Annotated in this window: 14 protein-coding genes; 5 read left to right on the top strand and 9 right to left on the bottom strand. The window is 41.4% G+C overall.

Going from position 1 to position 18155, the window contains the following annotated elements; translation table 11 throughout:
• Positions 1-103: 103 nt before the first annotated feature.
• Positions 104-1576 carry a sucrose phosphorylase gene (gene gtfA, locus AOG26_RS10990; protein ID WP_054562520.1) on the top strand — a complete coding sequence of 491 codons (1473 nt, stop codon included), beginning with the start codon at positions 104-106 and terminating at the stop codon, positions 1574-1576.
• Here the strand turns inward: gtfA and AOG26_RS10985 are convergent.
• On the bottom strand, positions 1573-2604 hold the full coding sequence (locus tag AOG26_RS10985; protein ID WP_054562519.1) for a LacI family DNA-binding transcriptional regulator: 1032 nt from the start codon (positions 2602-2604) through the stop codon (positions 1573-1575). The genes gtfA and AOG26_RS10985 overlap by 4 nt on opposite strands.
• Positions 2605-2733: 129 nt before the next feature.
• Between AOG26_RS10985 and AOG26_RS10980 the strand changes: the two genes are divergently transcribed.
• Complete coding sequence (locus tag AOG26_RS10980) at positions 2734-3405, top strand: YoaK family protein (RefSeq protein ID WP_054562518.1); 672 nt, start codon at positions 2734-2736, stop codon at positions 3403-3405.
• On the opposite strand, the gene AOG26_RS10975 is transcribed toward AOG26_RS10980, so the two are convergent.
• Positions 3395-4303, bottom strand: a complete 909-nt coding sequence (locus tag AOG26_RS10975; protein ID WP_054562517.1) for an AraC family transcriptional regulator — start codon at positions 4301-4303, stop codon at positions 3395-3397. The genes AOG26_RS10980 and AOG26_RS10975 overlap by 11 nt on opposite strands.
• 177 nt (positions 4304-4480) lie before the next feature.
• Between AOG26_RS10975 and exaC the strand changes: the two genes are divergently transcribed.
• Positions 4481-6001, top strand: a complete 1521-nt coding sequence (gene exaC / locus AOG26_RS10970) for an acetaldehyde dehydrogenase ExaC (protein WP_054554003.1) — start codon at positions 4481-4483, stop codon at positions 5999-6001.
• Between the two features lie 138 nt (positions 6002-6139).
• Positions 6140-6625 (top strand): arsinothricin resistance N-acetyltransferase ArsN1 family B, encoded by a 486-nt coding sequence (locus tag AOG26_RS10965; RefSeq protein ID WP_054562516.1) that lies wholly within the window; start codon positions 6140-6142, stop codon positions 6623-6625.
• A 911-nt stretch (positions 6626-7536) separates the two neighbouring features.
• Here the strand turns inward: AOG26_RS10965 and AOG26_RS10960 are convergent.
• The 3 genes from AOG26_RS10960 to AOG26_RS10950 all read right to left on the bottom strand — a co-directional run bounded on the left by AOG26_RS10960 (position 7537) and on the right by AOG26_RS10950 (position 10109).
• Positions 7537-7998, bottom strand: coding sequence for a hypothetical protein (locus tag AOG26_RS10960; RefSeq protein WP_054562515.1), 462 nt, complete (start codon positions 7996-7998; stop codon positions 7537-7539).
• A 111-nt stretch (positions 7999-8109) separates the two neighbouring features.
• Positions 8110-9279, bottom strand: a complete 1170-nt coding sequence (locus tag AOG26_RS10955; protein WP_235575485.1) for a BamA/TamA family outer membrane protein — start codon at positions 9277-9279, stop codon at positions 8110-8112.
• Positions 9280-9317: 38 nt separating this feature from the next.
• Positions 9318-10109: a hypothetical protein gene (locus AOG26_RS10950; protein WP_082401607.1), complete on the bottom strand. Its 792-nt coding sequence runs from the start codon at positions 10107-10109 to the stop codon at positions 9318-9320.
• 386 nt (positions 10110-10495) lie between these two features.
• On the opposite strand from AOG26_RS10950, the gene AOG26_RS10945 reads away from it, so the two are divergent.
• The gene (locus AOG26_RS10945) at positions 10496-11992 is read left to right on the top strand and encodes an arylsulfatase (RefSeq protein WP_054562514.1); all 1497 of its coding nucleotides are present in this window, start codon (positions 10496-10498) and stop codon (positions 11990-11992) included.
• Positions 11993-12044: 52 nt separating this feature from the next.
• On the opposite strand, the gene AOG26_RS10940 is transcribed toward AOG26_RS10945, so the two are convergent.
• The 4 genes from AOG26_RS10940 to AOG26_RS10925 all read right to left on the bottom strand — a co-directional run bounded on the left by AOG26_RS10940 (position 12045) and on the right by AOG26_RS10925 (position 18040).
• Positions 12045-14285, bottom strand: a complete 2241-nt coding sequence (locus tag AOG26_RS10940; protein WP_054562513.1) for a tetratricopeptide repeat protein — start codon at positions 14283-14285, stop codon at positions 12045-12047.
• Between the two features lie 154 nt (positions 14286-14439).
• Entirely contained in the window at positions 14440-15666 is a 1227-nt protein-coding gene (locus AOG26_RS10935) for a threonine/serine ThrE exporter family protein (RefSeq protein WP_082401625.1), read from the bottom strand.
• Positions 15667-15815: 149 nt separating this feature from the next.
• On the bottom strand, positions 15816-17036 hold the full coding sequence (locus tag AOG26_RS10930) for a glycosyltransferase (RefSeq protein ID WP_054562512.1): 1221 nt from the start codon (positions 17034-17036) through the stop codon (positions 15816-15818).
• The gene (locus AOG26_RS10925; protein WP_054562511.1) at positions 17033-18040 is read right to left on the bottom strand and encodes a LacI family DNA-binding transcriptional regulator; all 1008 of its coding nucleotides are present in this window, start codon (positions 18038-18040) and stop codon (positions 17033-17035) included. The genes AOG26_RS10930 and AOG26_RS10925 overlap by 4 nt, the downstream gene beginning before the upstream one ends.
• Positions 18041-18155 lie beyond the last annotated feature (115 nt).

Genomic DNA, 18155 nt, shown 5'->3' with positions numbered 1-18155 from the left:
ATGTATATTAGTGTATAAAAACTATAAAAACTGCTTGAATAATTTGCTGTCGTGGTTAAAGATATATCTTAATCGATTAAGTTTCAACTTGGTATTAACAATTATGATCAACAATAAAGTGCAATTAATCACCTACGCAGACCGTATTACTGGTCAAGGTATTGATGAATTAAGTAATTTATTAAATGGCCCACTTAACAATGTGTTTGCAGGTGTACATTTGTTGCCATTTTATAATCCGATTGATGGCAGTGATGCTGGCTTTGATCCTATTGATCATAGTGAAGTAGACTCGCGCCTTGGTAGCTGGGACGATATTAACGTGCTTGGTGCAAACTATGACCTTATGGCTGACTTAATTGTTAACCACGTTTCAGCACAATCTTTCCAATTTAAAGATGTACTCGCTAAAGGCAAGCAATCTGAATTTTGGGATTTATTTTTAACTAAAGACGATGTATTCCCAAATGGCATGTCTGAGGTTGAGCAACAAGCGATTTACCGTCCGCGTCCTGGTAGCTGCTTTACACCTATTGCGTGTGGTGATGGCCAAACCTATGATTTTTGGACCACATTTACCGATAACCAAATTGATATTAATGTGAAATCAACGGCGGGTATCGAGTATTTAAATACGGTGCTTGGCAAGTTTGCTGATAATAATGTCAATATTATTCGTTTAGATGCGGCAGGCTATGCGATTAAAGAAGCTGGCACAAACTGCTTTATGTTGGATGAAACTTTTGAGTATTTAAATAAGCTTTCGGCACAAGCTAATGAAGCGGGTATGGAAACCATTGCCGAGATCCACAGCCATTTCCAGACTCAGGTTGAAGTCGCAAAGCGTGTAAATATGGTTTATGACTTTGCTTTACCACCCCTTATTTTACACAGCTTGTTTAGCAATGATGCGCAAGCTTTACTGAATTGGCTAACCATTTCGCCGCGAAACTGTTTAACGGTACTTGATACCCATGATGGCATTGGCATCATTGACGCAGGCCCTATGGGTGATAAACCGGGTTTATTAAACGCAGCAGAAATTGATAATTTGGTTGAAACCATTCATGAAAAGAGTGAAGGGCAAAGCCGCCTAGCAACTGGTGCAGCAGCAAGTAATGTCGATTTATATCAAGTTAACTGCACATACTACAATGCCTTGGGCGCAGATGACTTTGATTACTTATTAGCGCGTGCAATTCAGTTCTTCGCGCCAGGTATTCCACAAGTTTATTATGGTGGCCTATTCGCTTGTAAAAACGATATGGAATTACTGGCCCGCACCAATGTAGGTCGTGATATCAATCGCCCTTACTTAAATGCGCAAGACATTGATGCTGCGCTTGCTAAACCTGTTGTGAAAGGGTTGATTAAGCTGATTCAATTACGTAATGAGCATCCAGCATTTAACGGTGAGTTTATTGCAAAAGGTGAAGGCAGTGTGTGTCGGTTAAGCTGGCATGATGATACCAGCTCAATCGAGTTAAAAGTTGACTTTGCTAGCCGTGAAGTGATCATTGTCGATCACCGAGACGGCGAACAAAGCATTGTTAATTTGGCTGACTTTTTAGCTTAACTACTTTGACCCAATTGCAGTTGATAGTCGATTTCGGCTGTTTGCTGCTCTTTCGATAGAAACAAGGTCGCAGCAATGCGGCCTTTTTCTTCGCTATTTTGATGGACAGTGGTGAGTTTTGGCACAAATCGTTGGCCTTCATCTATGCCATCAAAACCAACAATTTTGACATCTTCAGGAATCGATAAGCCCATTTTTAATGCTTCGCGCATGGCGGCAAGGGCGATTAAATCACTCATACACAATAGTACGTTTGGTCTTGGAGTGCTGCTAAGCGCTTCTTTGGCGGCAATGCTGGCATAGCGCTCACTGCTTTCTGGAATATTCCATGTTCTATCATCACCCAAGGTGATGCCAGCATCGCTGATTGCTTGGTGATAACCGCGCAGTCGTTGATGAGCAATCGACTGACCGGCTTCAAACTCATGATGTTCGTATACTCGGCATAATACGTCGTTATCGAGTAAGCGCAGGCCTAAAATAGCAACCCGATCATCATTTTTTTGTAGTGCATGCTTGGCAATATCGAAACTGGCTTGTTGGTTATTTACGTTTACAGAGGCATCACGACCGATGTTAAAATCAACCGTTACAACATGCTTGGCAACCTGTTTTAACTGTTCAACAAGTTGTTTATTACGAGGGCGACCATAACAAATAAAGCCATCAACAAAATCGACTACGCTATTTAGGTTATCGCTGTTACCAGAAAATAATAAAAGGTTAATACCATTTTTTTCGAGCACTGCTGATACACCGCGCATAAAGCTGCTAGCAACCGGATCTGATACCATATATTCAACGCTGTCTGGCAATACTAAAGCAACAATATTAAAGGTGCCTCGGCGTAATGATTGCGCCGCCTTGTTTGGGCCAAAATAGCCGAGCTTTTTACAGGCCGCCAAAATTTCTTCGCGGCGTGCTTTCGATAATTGATCAGGACGATTAAAGGCATTTGATACGGTGGCATTTGAAACGCCTAACTCTTTGGCAATACTTTTTAGCGTCCAAGTTTTTGGCTTTGTCATTGTAGGTTCTTAATCGATTTACTTAATGGTAAATTACCATATAAAGAGTCGAAAAAAAGTGTTTTTAGTCATAAAAATAGGCGTACCATAAAAGAATGAGTACGAGTGTGAGAAAAAGGCGAATAGTGAGTGATTTCTAAGTTACCAAAATGGGTTGAGATTGGCGCATTTATTTTGGCGCTGGTGGCTGGGTGTGTGAATGCGGTTGGTTTACTTAGCTTTGAACATCAAGCGGTATCGCATTTATCAGGAACTGCAACCTTGCTTGGCGCAGATCTCATGCATGGCAATAGCCTTGATGCTTTACATTTATTAGGTGTATTACTGTCATTTTTAGTTGGGTCTGGTATTGCTGGGTTCTTGCTGCATAGTTCAGCACTTAAACTAGGTCGTCATTACGACACGGCATTATTGATTGAAGCAGGGCTTTTACTGGGCGCACTTTGGTTATTGTTTAATGGCTCGGGTTACGGGCACTTTTTAGCCTCTGCGGCATGTGGTTTACAAAACGCCTTAGCAACAACTTACAGTGGTGCAATTGTTCGTACCACTCATGTAACGGGGATCTTCACTGATTTAGGTATTATGTTTGGTCGCGTTTTACGTGGCGAGGCACTTGATAAACGTAAGGCTAAACTGTTTGGCCTAATCATTTTAGGGTTTATTTTTGGCGGCTTAGCAGGGGCATGGTTATTTGCAAAAATGAGCTTTGCGGCGCTTTATGTGCCAAGTGCTATTTGTATCTTACTTGCCTTGACCTATCGTGTTTATTCTCATCGCAATCCAGAACTTAATGGTTAGCGATACTTTTAGGTGTTGCGCCAAAGGCCTGTTTAAACACTCGGCTAAAATGGCTTGGGTTATTAAAGCCTAATTGGTAACAAACTTGGCTAATCGCCTCACCTTTTTCGAGTAGTTTATACGCTTTTTGCAAGCGTAATTGTTGTTGCCAAAGAGCGGGCGTAACACCAAAGGCTAACTTAAATTGCTGATAAAATTTACTGCGGCTCATACAGGCTATCTTACATAACACATCGATATCAATATTCTCAGCAAGATGCTGTTCAATATAACTTACTACATGGCTTAATGGGGTTGCGAGCTTGCCTTGCTTACAACTTGCTATCATTAAGTCTCGGCTTTGCTGCTGTAACAGACGGGTTATGAGTTCATTGAGCGATAAATCAATTAAATAATCGCGGTGTTGCTCATTTTCACTAAATAGGGTGATCATGCGCTCAAGCAGTTGTTGAGTTTGCGGATTATGCTGGGCGTGCACTAACTTGGCTTGATATTGGAAAAAGTCATCCTGGGTAATTTGCTGGTTAAAATTTAGAGCATCAACTACTTGGCTTATTTTATCGGTACTGATTTCAATCGCTAAACAGGTTGTTGGTTGATTGAGAGATGCATTGGGAAAGTCGATTAGCACCCCTTGTTCTGGGGCAAGTACAAATGATTGGTTTGGTAAAAACTCTTCATGATAATCACTGTCGGCAACATGCATGATTTTTTTACCGCTGATCATGCCACAAAATAATAATTCAGTGGAATGTAAGGCCACTTTTTGGGCATCTAAATAGGTGTCGTAAATACTTAATTCGGCATGTTCGCCCGCAAAACTGACTTTATTTTCAATAAGCACATCAATACGTTGTCGTTTTTTATCTAAACTTCTGTTACTAACTGATGTGTTCATTGTTGCCTCGCTGTCGTCCTAAATTCTGGACAAATAGTCAAAAAGTCTGGACTAGGAATCAAGTGTGTTTTCAGTAACTGAGCTAACTTCAATTGTTAGCGGTTCATTAAACAATAACCTACCGCATAATTTAGTCAATGCTAAATAAAACACAACAATTTGAAGAGAGAACACATTATGATTTATGCAAATCCAGGTAGTGAAGGCGCAAAAGTTAACTTTAAAGCGCAGTATGAGAATTATATTGGTGGCCAATGGGTTGCCCCTGTAAAAGGAGAATACTTTGAAAACATTAGCCCAGTAAACGGTAAAGTGTTTTGTAAAGTACCTCGTTCATCAAAAGAAGATATCGAACTGGCACTTGATAAAGCCCACGATGCAAAAGCGGCATGGGGAACAACGTCAGTCACCGAGCGTAGCAATATCTTATTAAAAATTGCCGATCGTATTGAACAAAACCTAGAAATGCTGGCAGTGGCCGAAACCTGGGATAACGGTAAAGCAATTCGTGAAACACTTGCGGCAGATGTGCCTTTAGCGGCTGATCATTTTCGTTATTTCGCAGGTTGTGTGCGCGCGCAAGAAGGCTCAATCGGTGAGATAGACGAAACCACGGTGGCCTATCATTTTCATGAGCCACTAGGTGTAGTAGGGCAAATTATTCCTTGGAACTTTCCATTGTTGATGGCTGCGTGGAAACTTGCGCCAGCCCTTGCTGCGGGTAACTGTATTGTTTTAAAACCTGCTGAACAAACGCCTACGTCTATATTAGTGCTGCTTGAAGTGATTGGTGACTTATTGCCTGCAGGTGTTCTAAATGTGGTAAACGGCTATGGTAAAGAAGCGGGCGAAGCGCTGGCAACCAGTACTCGAATCGCGAAGATTGCCTTTACAGGTTCAACGCCAGTGGGTTCACATATCTTAAAATGTGCTGCTGATAATATTATTCCTTCGACGGTCGAGCTAGGTGGTAAATCGCCAAATATCTTCTTCAACGATGTAATGGAAAAAGACGATGAATTTTTGAGTAAAGCGATTGAAGGAGCCGTACTTGCGTACTTCAACCAAGGTGAAGTGTGTACGTGCCCATCGCGTTTATTTATTCAAGAAGATATTTACGAGCAATTTATTGAGCGTGTTCTTGCCCGAACTCTACAAATTAAACGGGGTAATCCACTTGATACCGAAACCATGGTGGGTGCTCAAGCATCACAAGCTCAGTTTGATAAGATCCTAAGCTACATCGAAATTGGTAAACAAGAAGGGGCCGAAGTGCTTGCGGGCGGCGAAGTCGAACAACTGTCTGATGAGTTTAACGGCGGTTACTACATTCAACCAACACTATTAAAAGGCACTAACGACATGCGCGTGTTCCAAGAAGAGATTTTTGGGCCGGTAATTTCAATGTCGACTTTTAAAGATGAAGACGAAGCATTAGCACTTGCTAATAGCTCAGAATTTGGTTTAGGTGCTGGTGTGTGGAGTCGAAACATGAACCGTGCTTATCACTTTGGTCGTAAGATTGAAGCGGGCCGTGTTTGGACCAACTGCTATCATATGTACCCTGCCCATGCTGCGTTTGGCGGTTATAAAAAGTCAGGCATAGGCCGCGAAACACATAAACTCGCCCTTGATCATTACCAACAAACTAAAAACCTATTAGTAAGTTACAGTGAGAATCCACTGGGCTTCTTTTAAAAGCAATTTCTTATTGTTGTCGAAACTACCCAAACGCCACATCTAGTGGCGTTTTTATTTTGCGTATATGTATTTCCAAACTTGCTTTTCTGTTATTAATTAACCAATTAATTAATGTTGGGTAAGGAATTTTCAATCATGATCAGAAATGTAAGGATTGATGATAGTGAAGCCATTGCTGCAATTTACAATCACTATGTTGTTAATAGTACGGTGACATTTGAAGTTGAGGCAATCACAGGTACTGAAATAGCCAAGCGAATACAGGCTAATCTTGATGCTGACTTACCTTGGTTGATTGCTGAAGCTGAAGGTAATGTCATTGGATATTGTTATGCAACACCTTGGAAAGCACGAAAAGCTTACCAACACTCAGTGGAAATCTCGGTTTATTTAGATGCTGATAGTCATACAAAGGGGATTGGCACCCAACTTTACGCCACTCTATTTACTCAGTTAAAAACGCAAAATGTACATGCTGTTATGGCAGGCATTGCATTACCTAATGAAGCAAGTATCGCCTTGCATGAGAAGCATAATATGCAAAAAGTCGCTCATTTTAAGCAAGTTGGTAAAAAGTTCGGGCAGTGGATTGATGTAGCTTATTGGCAAGTCATTTTATAACGGGCATAAAAAAGCCCGGCGAACACACAAGCCAGGCTTTTCGACAACAATTTGGTTGAGTCACCGCAATTGCAGTGACTCGGAATAAAAAAGCTTAGAGAACACACAAACTAAGCTTTTGACAACAATGTGGTTGAGTTACCGCAAGTGCAGTAACTCGGAATAAAAAAGCTTAGAGAACACACAAACTAAGCTTTTGACAACAATGCGGTTGAGTTACCGCGTGTGCAGTAACTCGGAATAAAAAAGCTTAGAGAACACACAAGCTAAGCTTTTGACAACAATGTGGTTGAGTTACCGCGTGTGCAGTAACTCGGAATAAAAAAGCTTAGAGAACACACAAGCTAAGCTTTTGACAACAATTTGGTTGAGTTACCGCGTGTGCAGTAACTCGGTATATAAAAAGCCCAGAGAACACACAAACTAGACTTTTTGTGACAACAATTCGGTTAGCGCAAACACTCTCAATGGTGTGAAGCTGTTTAGCTTAAAAGCGCTGATGAGTTAACTTTAGAGTAATCCCTCTAAATCGACAAACGATTAAAATAAACCTGATAGATGAATTTTTTTAATCTATTCACATGTGAAGTCCTTTTTATTGTCATAACAATGCCTTAGTGATTAAATAGGGTGTTTTTTAAACATAATAATTATTTAAAATGGATTTTTATGAAACGCTTGACGCTTTACTTATCACTCATCTTTACAGCTCTAAACTTGTCAAAAAACGCCAGTCAGTTTACTAGACCTGTTTATGTGATTGTGCCAGGACAATGTGCCAGTGCTTGTTCAAATGATAGCCGAGTTGTAATTAAGCTGTATCTTTAGCTAAGCGTTTGGGAGACCCAGAGGGGAGTTGAAGTGTTGACCTTGCGGGAAGAAGAGCAACACTTTTTAAATTAAATAGTGTGTTAACAGGCTAATTCAGTCACAGGCTCTTCTGCTAACCAGTTAAGGGCCGCTGTTTTTGACTTAAATACATTCATTACCATGCCTGCTCGTTTATATAAATTGCAGTAGGTATCGCTAAGCAAACTACCGCCTTCAAGCCCTTCTTTTATCACTAAAGCTGTTTTGGCCGGTGCGATGCCTTTTCGTCGAAGCTCAACAAAATACACCATTAGTTTTTCAAGCGCCCCTGGTGTTGCCATGCATGAGTTTTCAAACTCAACCAATTCAAACCATTGACCATAATCAGCGCTGAGCTTGTTGATGTAATCTTTTTGCATAAAAGAGTGCGCGTCAATAATCTCTTCGTTGAAAGGCCCAGTAGCAGTCGTTAAAAGCACATGTTCACGTTGATAAAACTCGACAAGCCCATGGGGTTTAAAATCTTTGAATGGATAATGGTTGGTTGATACTTTTTTATGCATCCGTTCAATCCCTGAATATTTATTGAGCTATTGATAATAGCAATGAAATAAATTAATTCAATCTTTAGGTTTAAATTACTGTTAAAATAATAACAAAAGTATTAGTTTTGGTTACCAAGTAGACCCCGCTTGAATGTAAATTGCGTTTTGTTCAGGGCCATGGGCTACATCTAAGCCAATACTAATTCCGTAATGCTCATCAATTAAATAGCGAAAGCCTGCACCTACAGTATCAATGGTTTCAGCTTTCGATAAGTCAGAAAAGTTATCGGCTGCCCAGCCCATACCAGTAAACACATTGAGCTTTATTTTGTGAGTGATTTTATAGCTCGCTTCTGCTTCGGTAACAAATACATCGAGACCTTGATAGCGAGTTGCAGACACACCGCGAAGGCTAATACTTGGCGGAATATAAACCGGTAAGCGCTTTTCACCACGGTTGTTAACTGAGTCATACTGCATGCGCAGGGCAAAGTTGAATTTATCGGTGTAACGCCAGTAATTTAAGGCGGTAAGCTTTAGACTGGTGTAATCAACCTTACTGCCAATAGCCTCATCATAATATAAATACTCAGCCTTGTAGTTAAAGCCTCGCTCAGGGTTTAGGGGGTTATCTCGGCTATCGTACTCAATTAATGGTCCAATACCTGACGTATTTACATCAAGTGAAAGGTGGTCTTTGATAATATCGTTTTCGAGCAGAAAATCTTCGATAGGGTTTTCGGCTAAGCTTATTTCTACTTTACGATAAATCTGTTTAAAGCCGTAAAAGAAGTTACTGTCGTCATAGCGCAACTTAAGGTTTTGAAACACCGCTGGGCCTTCAATATTCAACGACAATGGTGTGAGTAGCTTGATCTCGTCGAAGGTATAAAAATCAAGGTTTATACTCGCCCAGCCAACAATCCCTTGATAGCGAATACGGTCTTCATCCCAAAAGGTAATGTGGCCAACAGCACCGCCTTTGGTGCCATTTTTAGTGCCCATTAGCCCCACTAAACTAATGCTTTGTGGTAGGGTAGAGCCTTCTTTTTTCTTCTTTTTGGCCTTCTTTTCGTTGTCATGAAAAAAAAGGCCAACAACACCAAGCCCAGGCCCTACAGCTGGCTCTGTAATAAAAGTCGGTATGGGTAAAAATGAAATCGGTTCATCAACTTTTTGTTGTTGATTACTTAATTGCTGTTCTGCAGGTTTTATTGCATATTCATCGTAACTTGATGCAAAGCTTTGTGTGCTTAGCAAACTTGCTGTAAGCATATTTATTAGTACAACTTTTTTCACTTAATCCCTTACCTTGTTGTTTCTTGTTACTTCAAATTTTATAGCTGATAATTAAATTCGAGACGATGATCGCCATCCATAAAGTCAACGTTTTCATTCCAGTTTGCGAAATAGCGTAGATTCATACGCGGGTTAATTTGGTAACTTGCTGCAAATTCATGAGTCAAAATATGGCTTTGGTTTAGACCGTAGTAGTGATCTTTATAGTTATCGCTACCGCCGATAGTTGTTAGCCAAAATGGATTGTAGTTAAGCCAAATTTTATCGTTAATGGTTATTTTTGCGTACATACCGACTAAACCATAAGCACCCATAATGGAATAACCGCTGTCACGACTGCCGTCATCTTCTAGGGTATTTTCACCGAGTGATGCACCCACCCCAGCTAACGGGTAAAACGTAAAGCGCCCCATAGGTTTTAAAGCTTTTATAAAGCTATAAGAAACATCCATACTTTCGTCAGCGACAAGGTTGGCATTAAGGTTATAGTTAGCATCAATTTGCGTTGCGATTGTAGTGGTTAGGTCAACTGAGAAATTACGAAAGCGAAAAGAATCAATAGAATCTGTCGTTTTGCTGTCGCTTTCCCAGCCTAGCGCATCGCCATATATGCCTTTTACTTCAAAAACATTCATACCAGCAGTGGTTGCGATACCTGTATCGTATGCTTGGCCAACTTTAAAGTTGAGCCCTTTGTTTGTAACACCGACTCCTGCTTGTGTATAAACAGCCAGAGGATCTGACATATCCTGTACTTCTTTTTGCTCAGCCGCATGGCTTGAAGCAGCAATCATAAGTGCTAGTAAAGAGGGGAACCGAAGAGAAGTCATGTGTTTTCCTTACACAAAAGGTTGAATAATAAATGTTTAGTTTATTTAAGTTGAATTTAGATACTTTTGGCTTAATAAATATTCGACTTCAGCCTCTAAAGAGGCATCAATTTATTCCTTTCTAAAATAAAAATAGCATAAAAATAGTGACAAAGGCGAGCACAAAAAGCGAACAAGCCTCAGTAAATAAAACGAGGCCATCAAAAAGCACTTAAGTATTGTTTTACTATTGTTTTTCAGTTGTTTAATACAATTGTGTGATTTTTGTGTAAATTTGATTTAAATCGTTTTTGCCGTTTTTAGAGACTAGACTGGGTTGTTTTTTAATCTATACTAAAAGGTGCTTATCAAGAGCAAATGGTACTATTAATGAAAAGGGATGATTTATGAAAAAACTAATAGCGGCGGCTATTTGTGGTTTAGTTTCAACGGTAAGCTTAGCTGCAGATAAACCAAACGTATTAGCCATAATGGTTGATGACGTTGCGCCAATCTCACTCAGTGCATATTCGCATGGTATGACCTACCCAACCCCTAATATTGATCGCATTGCTAACGAAGGTGCATTGTTTACAGACCACTATGCACAACCTAGTTGTACAGCGGGTCGTGCTGCGTTTTTAATGGGGCAATTACCAATTCGAACAGGCCTAACAACGGTAGGCCAACCGGGTAACCCACTAGGTATTAAAGAAGCCGATCCTACCTTAGCTGAATTTTTAAAAGATCGCGGTTATATGACTGCGCAATTTGGTAAAAACCACTTAGGTGATTTAGATGAGCACTTACCAACAAAGCATGGCTTTGACGAATTTTACGGTAACTTGTACCACCTCAATGTATCTGAAGAGCCAGAACAAGCGGATTACCCAAAAGATCCTGAGTTTGTGAAAAAATTTGGCCCACGTGGTGTTATTGAATCTTACGCCAATGGAAAAATCATCGATACTGGCCCGCTTACTCGCAAACGTATGGAAACCTTTGACGAAGAAGTGTTAGAGCGCTCACTTAACTTTATGGAACGTGCAGTTAAAGCCAAAAAGCCATTCTTTATTTGGCATGCAACGAGCCGTATGCATGTTTACACTCACTTAAAACCAGAAAGCCGTCATTTAGCGACGGGCATTAGTTCGGAAGAAGACGTATTTGGTAGTGGTTTAATGGAGCATGATGGCCACGTAGGCAAATTGCTTGATAAACTTGATGAGCTAAAAATTGCTGATAACACCATAGTTATTTACACCAGTGATAATGGCCCTGAGCAATCAAGCTGGCCTGATGCGGGTACAACTGAGTTCCGCGGTGAAAAAATGACAACCTGGGAAGGGGGCGTGCGTGTGCCTTTCTTAGTTCGTTGGCCAAACAAAATACCTAAAGGCTTAAAGCTAAATGGTATTTCTTCACATGAAGATGTTTTCCCAACTGTTGCTGCTGCGCTAGGTGAAAAGAACTTACGAGAAAAACTTAAAAAGTCAGACAAAGTGTATATTGATGGTGAAAACAACCTAGCTTATTGGACAGGTAAGGCGGATAAGTCTGCACGTAATTATTTCTTCTATTACTATGAGTCTCAGCTTACAGCAGTTCGTTTTGGCCCATGGAAAATGCACTTTGCGACTAAACCAAATGGTTTATATTACGAAGACATGGTAACTCACAGCATGCCTAAACTATTTAACTTACGTAAAGATCCATTAGAGCACTATGATGGAGTAACAGGTTTCCACCAAATCATGCGTAAGAGCTGGTTGTTACAGCCAATCATTGCTAAGTTAAACGAACATGTACAATCTTTTGTAGAGTTCCCACCGCGTCAAGAGTCTGCATCTCTTAACGTGAATGAAGCAATCGAAAAAGCAAAATCACTAAACTATGGTCATTAATTATTAACCATAAGTTAAGTTGAAAAGGGCCTACTTGGCCCTTTTTTAATGCTTAATGATTAATGCTATTCATCATTTCCAGCTGTTTCACAAACTGCTCAATTTGCTGGTTACCCGGTACCAGGCGGGCTAGGTTTCTGGCATAAAACAGCGCTTGGCTGTAGTTCTCTTCTGCTACATACCACTGCGCCAAACTGTAGCTGATATCTGGGTTATTCGGTGTTAGGTTAAAAGCACGCTCAAGGGCTAATATTGCAGCTGGCATATTGCCTAAATCTTGTAATAGCAGGGCGTAGGTAAACTGATAGTTTGCATTTTCTTGTGCGAACTGCGCGGCTTTTTGTAAATGAGTAAGAGCGGTGTCTTTTTGTTTTGTGCGAATAAGGCTCATTGCCAGGGCATAATGAATATCGCCGCTTTGGGCGTTAACGTCTAAGCCTTGTTTTAAAATAGCTTGTGCTGCTTTTTCATCGCCTTGATTTCGGTATAAATCAGCCAAATTGACATAAGCGGGAGCAAAAATAGGCTCAATACTGATTGCTTCTAGGTAATGTGCTTTAGCTTGCGCGGGCTTTTGTAGTGTGAGCGCCAGATTACCTAAATTGGTATGGGAATAGCCACGCTCTGCTTGGTACTCTTGAATGCCTTTATACTCATCAAGGGCTGAATTTAAACGTTTGCTGTCTTGCTCGTTGAGCCCCGTAGGGAACGGTTGAATTAACATACCTGCAAGTGCTCTTGCAGCTTCCGCTCTGATAGGTAAATGCTCATCATCTAAAAGCGGGTTTAATAAGCGCCAGCGCTGGTTAATATCAAAAGGCATGGCCGCTTCAATGGCTGCTTGGCGTTTTAATGGCTCGCTGTCTTTTACTGAGCGAGCAATCGCAACGACAGCGTTGTTATCTGGGCTTGCGGCTAAACGGCTTAATGCTGAAGCGCGAATAATGTCAGGGAAGCTTTTATCTTGCACGATTTTGGTCAGCATGGTTGAGGCATTAGGTAAACGGTTATCGGCGGCATAAAACGCCTCAGAAAAATGCGCAGTGCCAAGGTGTTTTGAATTTGGATGCCAGTCTTTTATTTTGCTAACCGCCCACTGCGGCGTCTTGTCTTCATGGCAGCTATTACAAGCATTTGGTGCATTTGTTTTTAATGTTAAGTCTGGGCGTGGTACCCGAAAGCTGTGGTCGCGCCTTGCATCAACTTGCATATAGGTGGTGGCAGGCATATGACAATCAACACATTGGCTACCAGTACTTGCCACTTTGTGACCGTGATGTTTAGGTGTGTCGAACACCTCTTGGCTATGACATTGCGTACAGGTTTGATTGCCCGGTAGCTTTAATTTACCCGAATGAGGGTTATGACAGTTACTACAGGTAACCCCCGCATTGAACATTTTACTTTGCAAAAATGAGCCCCATACATAGTCTTCATCCCACACTTGACCATCAACATGATAAAGCTCAGGAGTGAGTAAAGAGCCTTGAAAGCTTTGTAAAAAACTATGTGGGTCTTTGCGGTCATCAAGTTGTGAGCGGCGAGCATGACAGGTTGCACACACTTGCACTTGCTCGCTTTTTACCAGTGGCTGCACACTTTGCATACTGCCATCGGCCTGTTGGGTAAACAGCGGGGTTTGCCTTTTAATATTATGAGTAAAACCCTTATCAGTAATACTGCTATCGCCATCAGCCCATTTTAAATGAGCTTGTGTATCGCCATGGCACGCTTTACAGCTCACGTTAATGCTTGAATAAGTTGAATCAAAGCTATTCGTTTTAAGGTCAAATTGCTTTTTGAAATCAGTGGAGTGGCAATCGGCACACATGTGATTCCAGTTTTGGCCTTTTTGAGACCAATGAAATAGGTCGTGTTTTTTCTGCTCAGGGTGCAGTACAAACCAGCGCTGACCGCCGTCTGCTTTACTGCGTGAGTCCCATGCAAATGGAAACAGCTGAATGTGGCCTTGACCCATATCAAACATGTATTGCTGCAATGGCTCATAGCCAAATGTATATAAAACGGGGTAGTCAGTGAGCTTGCCCTCAAGGTTTGGCATGCTTATAAATAGTTGTTGGTCTTGTTGATAAAAGCGCGCTTGCTGGCCTTGATAGTCGAGGGTTTGTTCGTTGAAATTACCAAGCACCGAAGCGGGAGTGGCTTGTTCCATAGCATGAAAATGATGGGATGTTTGCCAGTCTTCAACTTGGCTTTGATGACAGTTCACACACTGAGGTTCTGCAAATGCACTAAATGCGAAAAAGCTGCATAACAGCCAAGCCAATCTCATCACTGAATAAATCCTTTTTATTTTTACCACATGCACTTAGAGTTATATCAGTTTGTTATTGATAAGCAAAGTCAGGTAGGCAAACAGCAGCAATAAAATCAGGGATGTAAGGTGAAATAAAAACAAAAAGCCCGAGAAACTCGGGCTTAGTAAGTTATAAACTTTTTTTCGGTGGCAGCGCGACGTTAGCAAAGATAAGACCCGCTACTAATGACATGAAAATCAAAAATGTTTGCTGGCCAATATGGTCTGCATAAACGAAATCTTGGCCTTCAATAAGTGAGTTCAAGCCAATATAGGTTTTACTACCAGGTACCAATACGATCAGTCCTTGCATAGCTACAATAGAGGCGGGTGCATTGACAACGCGGTTAAACAAGTTACTAAAAACGCCCACGGCTAATGCTCCTACAAATGTGCCTAATGTGTAGTCTAGGTACATAGCTGAACCAATACTTGTACCATACGCTATAAAGCCAGATGCAATAGACCAAACAGCATGCTTTAGCTTGGTTCTAAAAATCACGATTAGGCTGCTACATAGCATGAATATAGCTAGCCAAGCCGTCCATTTAGGTAAAGGCTCAGGTTGCACAAAGTCACTTTGGCCAAAAATAGCAAAACCAATACCAATACCAATAAAAGCACCAAAATACAGCTTAAACAGCAGCATGAATGAGTCCATCACCCGAGCGGTACCAGACACTAAATGCCTTGCCGCTAACTCTGCTAAACCTAGGGCTAATGCTAAGCCGGGTATAAACACAATGATGGCTGAAAGTACCACCAGTCGTATGTTAATTTGGGCATCAATATAGACACTAATAGCACAGGCTATAATCGCCGATACAATGGCTACTAATGGCTCAAGCATATGTGCAACACGTTTAGAGCGTGTTGACCAAAGTACAAATAAATACACCACTAAGGTAATAAGTGCTGACCAAAATACATCATTCCAGCTAGTACCCATCAACATGGCAAATGCACCACCTGAGGTTGCAAACGCAACGCCAGTCATAAATTTATTATATGGGTTTGGCATGGTGTAAATAATATCGAGCTGTTTATCGACTTCTTGTAGCGTCAGCTCACCATTAAGCATTTTGTTTACTAAGTCATCGGTATCTGCCAGCGAGCCTAAGTCATGATCGCCCGGATCTACACGCGCAACATGGGTGTACTCTTCTTCGTGCCCATCTGTCCAAATAACAAATGTCACTGATGTTGGCGACATAACAAAAGATGATTTCAAACCGAGGTAAGTCGCAACTTCCATTAAGTGCGCTTCTAGTCGGTATGCAGGTGTACCGTATTTATGAAGCATTTTGCCAAGCTTCACGATAAATTTTCGTTTTTCAGTAAACGTTGCGGTTTTCAAAGGCGTTTTGAACCAAAGGTTAAATTGTTCAGTTAAGGATAGACCAAAATTCAATAAGATATAGTCTAATAGCTAGGCTATATCGCTTAAATTGACCAGCGCGATTTTAGCGACAAAAGCCGCTATGTCTAGTGTTATTTACGGCAAAATTACTTATTTTTTGCTTCAATCCACTGCGCCATGTATTGGGTCGAACGCATGGTGTGATGTTTAAGCATTTGGCCGGTAAAATTTTGCTGTCTATGCTGCGCTAATGACTCACTAATGGCGGTGATTTTAGCGATTAACTGCGACTGAAGTTTTGATTTATCATAATATTTTTGCAATAACTGCTGGCCATTTTGCTGTGCCTGAGTAAATAACGCTTCATCTTGATAAAGTGCCACTGCTGCGTCTGCAAATTGCTGTGCATCTTCACAGATTGCGCCTGACCAAGGCTCATCTTGATGCATGCCTTCACTGCCAATAGGAGTTGTTACGCTCGGCGTTTGCATGATCATCGCTTCGAGTAACTTACCCTTAATACCAGCCCCAAAACGCAGTGGCGATAAACATACTCGGGCATCTTCCATCACTTGATAAGCATCATCAGCCCAGCCTTTGATCAAGAAGCCGGTTTTTGGGTTGTTAAGCGCTGTAGCCTTAGGTGGTGGGTAAGAGCCATAAATGTGGAGTTCGGCATCGGGTAATTGTTTGCGGATCAGCGGCCAAATCTGTTGTAAGTACAGCACTGCATCCCAGTTTGGCGCATGACGAAAATTACCAATGGTCATAAAGTGTTTACGTTCTGAAAATGCTTTGGTGCTGGTGGGGATATGCTGTAAATCAACCAAAAATGGTAGGTGGTGAAGTAGGGCGTTATCGACTTTGAAAACGTCATTGAGTAGCTGCATCTCGTAATGCGAGATAATTAAGCTGATGTCTGAGCGTAAAATAGCGGCGATTTCTCGCTTGGCAATATCGCTGTGTAAATCACCATAGCTGAATTCTCTACCTGCTTTATGAGCGTCGTGACGGGCATTTCTTAGACACTGTAAATCTTCTGTATCGAGAACTTTAAGTGCATTAGGGCAGTATTTGTCGACTCGCCAACCAAACTGTTCTTCCATCATAAAGCGGTCAAACATCACAATATCAGGGTTATACGCTTGCACGTACTCATCAAAGCTTGAGCAGTTTAATGCAATGACCTGTGTGGTAATGCCATCTTCGCTGAGATCCACCATGTGTTCGGTTTTTTGCGCTGGGCTTGCAAATTCAACTTGCCAGTTTTCTGCACGAAAGGCGCGCAAGAGTGACATCATGTGGGTGCCGGCTGCCGACGAATTAGGCTCAGGCCATACATAGCCGATCACTAACACTTTTTTCATTGACTTGAATCTCGTATTTTTAAGTTAACATCCACCAAGGTGCGAACGGGTGGTGTTGATTTATCTAATAGTTCTTTTAGCACCTGACAGGTGCGTTTACCGATTTCATCGGCATTAATGGCGATGGTTGAAAGAGATGGCAGCATTAAGCGCGAATCTTCTAGGTCATCAAAACCAATAACTTTAATGTCTTTACCCGGCTCTAGACCGTGTTGGCGCATAGCTTCAATCGCGCCATAAGCAATCACATCATTAAAACAGACAATGGCTTTGGTATTTGGTGCTTGTTTTATAAGGGTATTGAAGGCTTCTCGGCCACCTTGGCGGTTTGTCGGCGCTTGAATAACCGGTTTTTCGTCAGTGATATTAAATTGCTCAAGCGCAGCTAAAAAGCCACTTAAACGCTCATGATAATCAGATATTTCTGCCGTGCCACCTAAAAAGGCAATTTCTTCTATGCCTTGCGATAAAATATGGCTGGTCGAAATATGCGTGCCTTTTTTGTTATCAGGCAAAATACACGGCGCTGCTGAAAACGGAATTTCACGCATGATATTAATAACCGGAAAACCACTATTTATTAAATCATCTTGCCACTGTTGCTCAGTCCCCGGTGCCGGACACATAATAAACGCCGATACGTTGTATTCTTTTAGGGTTTTCACCACTTGAGTTTGCCTTTCGACACACTCCGCAATATTCACCAGCATTGGCAGCATGCCAAGCTCAAAGATGTGTTTTTCGAGGCCAACAGCAAGCTGAGCTGAATACGGGTTGGTTAAGTCGTTTATAACCAACGCGACTAGGTTTGAGCGCTTGCTGCGTAGTGCTGCAGCATCGCGGTTATACACATAGCCAAGCTTATCAATGGCAGCCAGTACTTTTTCTTTACTTTTTTTACTGACCTTATCACTGTTGGTAAGGACCAAAGACACCGTTGATTTTGAAACCTGTGCTTGTTCAGCAACATCCCAAATTGTGACTTTGCCTGTCGATTTTTTCATTTTTATTAGCAAAAAGTGGCGAATAGAGTGCTTTTATTTTAGCGTAATTTAGCTGTTTAAGTCACTGATTGGCTGCCAAAAGGGCCTAAACTCTTTATGAAATGCTGCAAACATG

Origin of the sequence: Pseudoalteromonas sp. UCD-33C, from assembly GCF_001306895.1 — a bacterium.
Lineage (GTDB): Bacteria > Pseudomonadota > Gammaproteobacteria > Enterobacterales > Alteromonadaceae > Pseudoalteromonas.
Note: the sequence above shows the minus strand (reverse complement) of the source record. Positions and strands in the feature narration are given on the sequence as shown.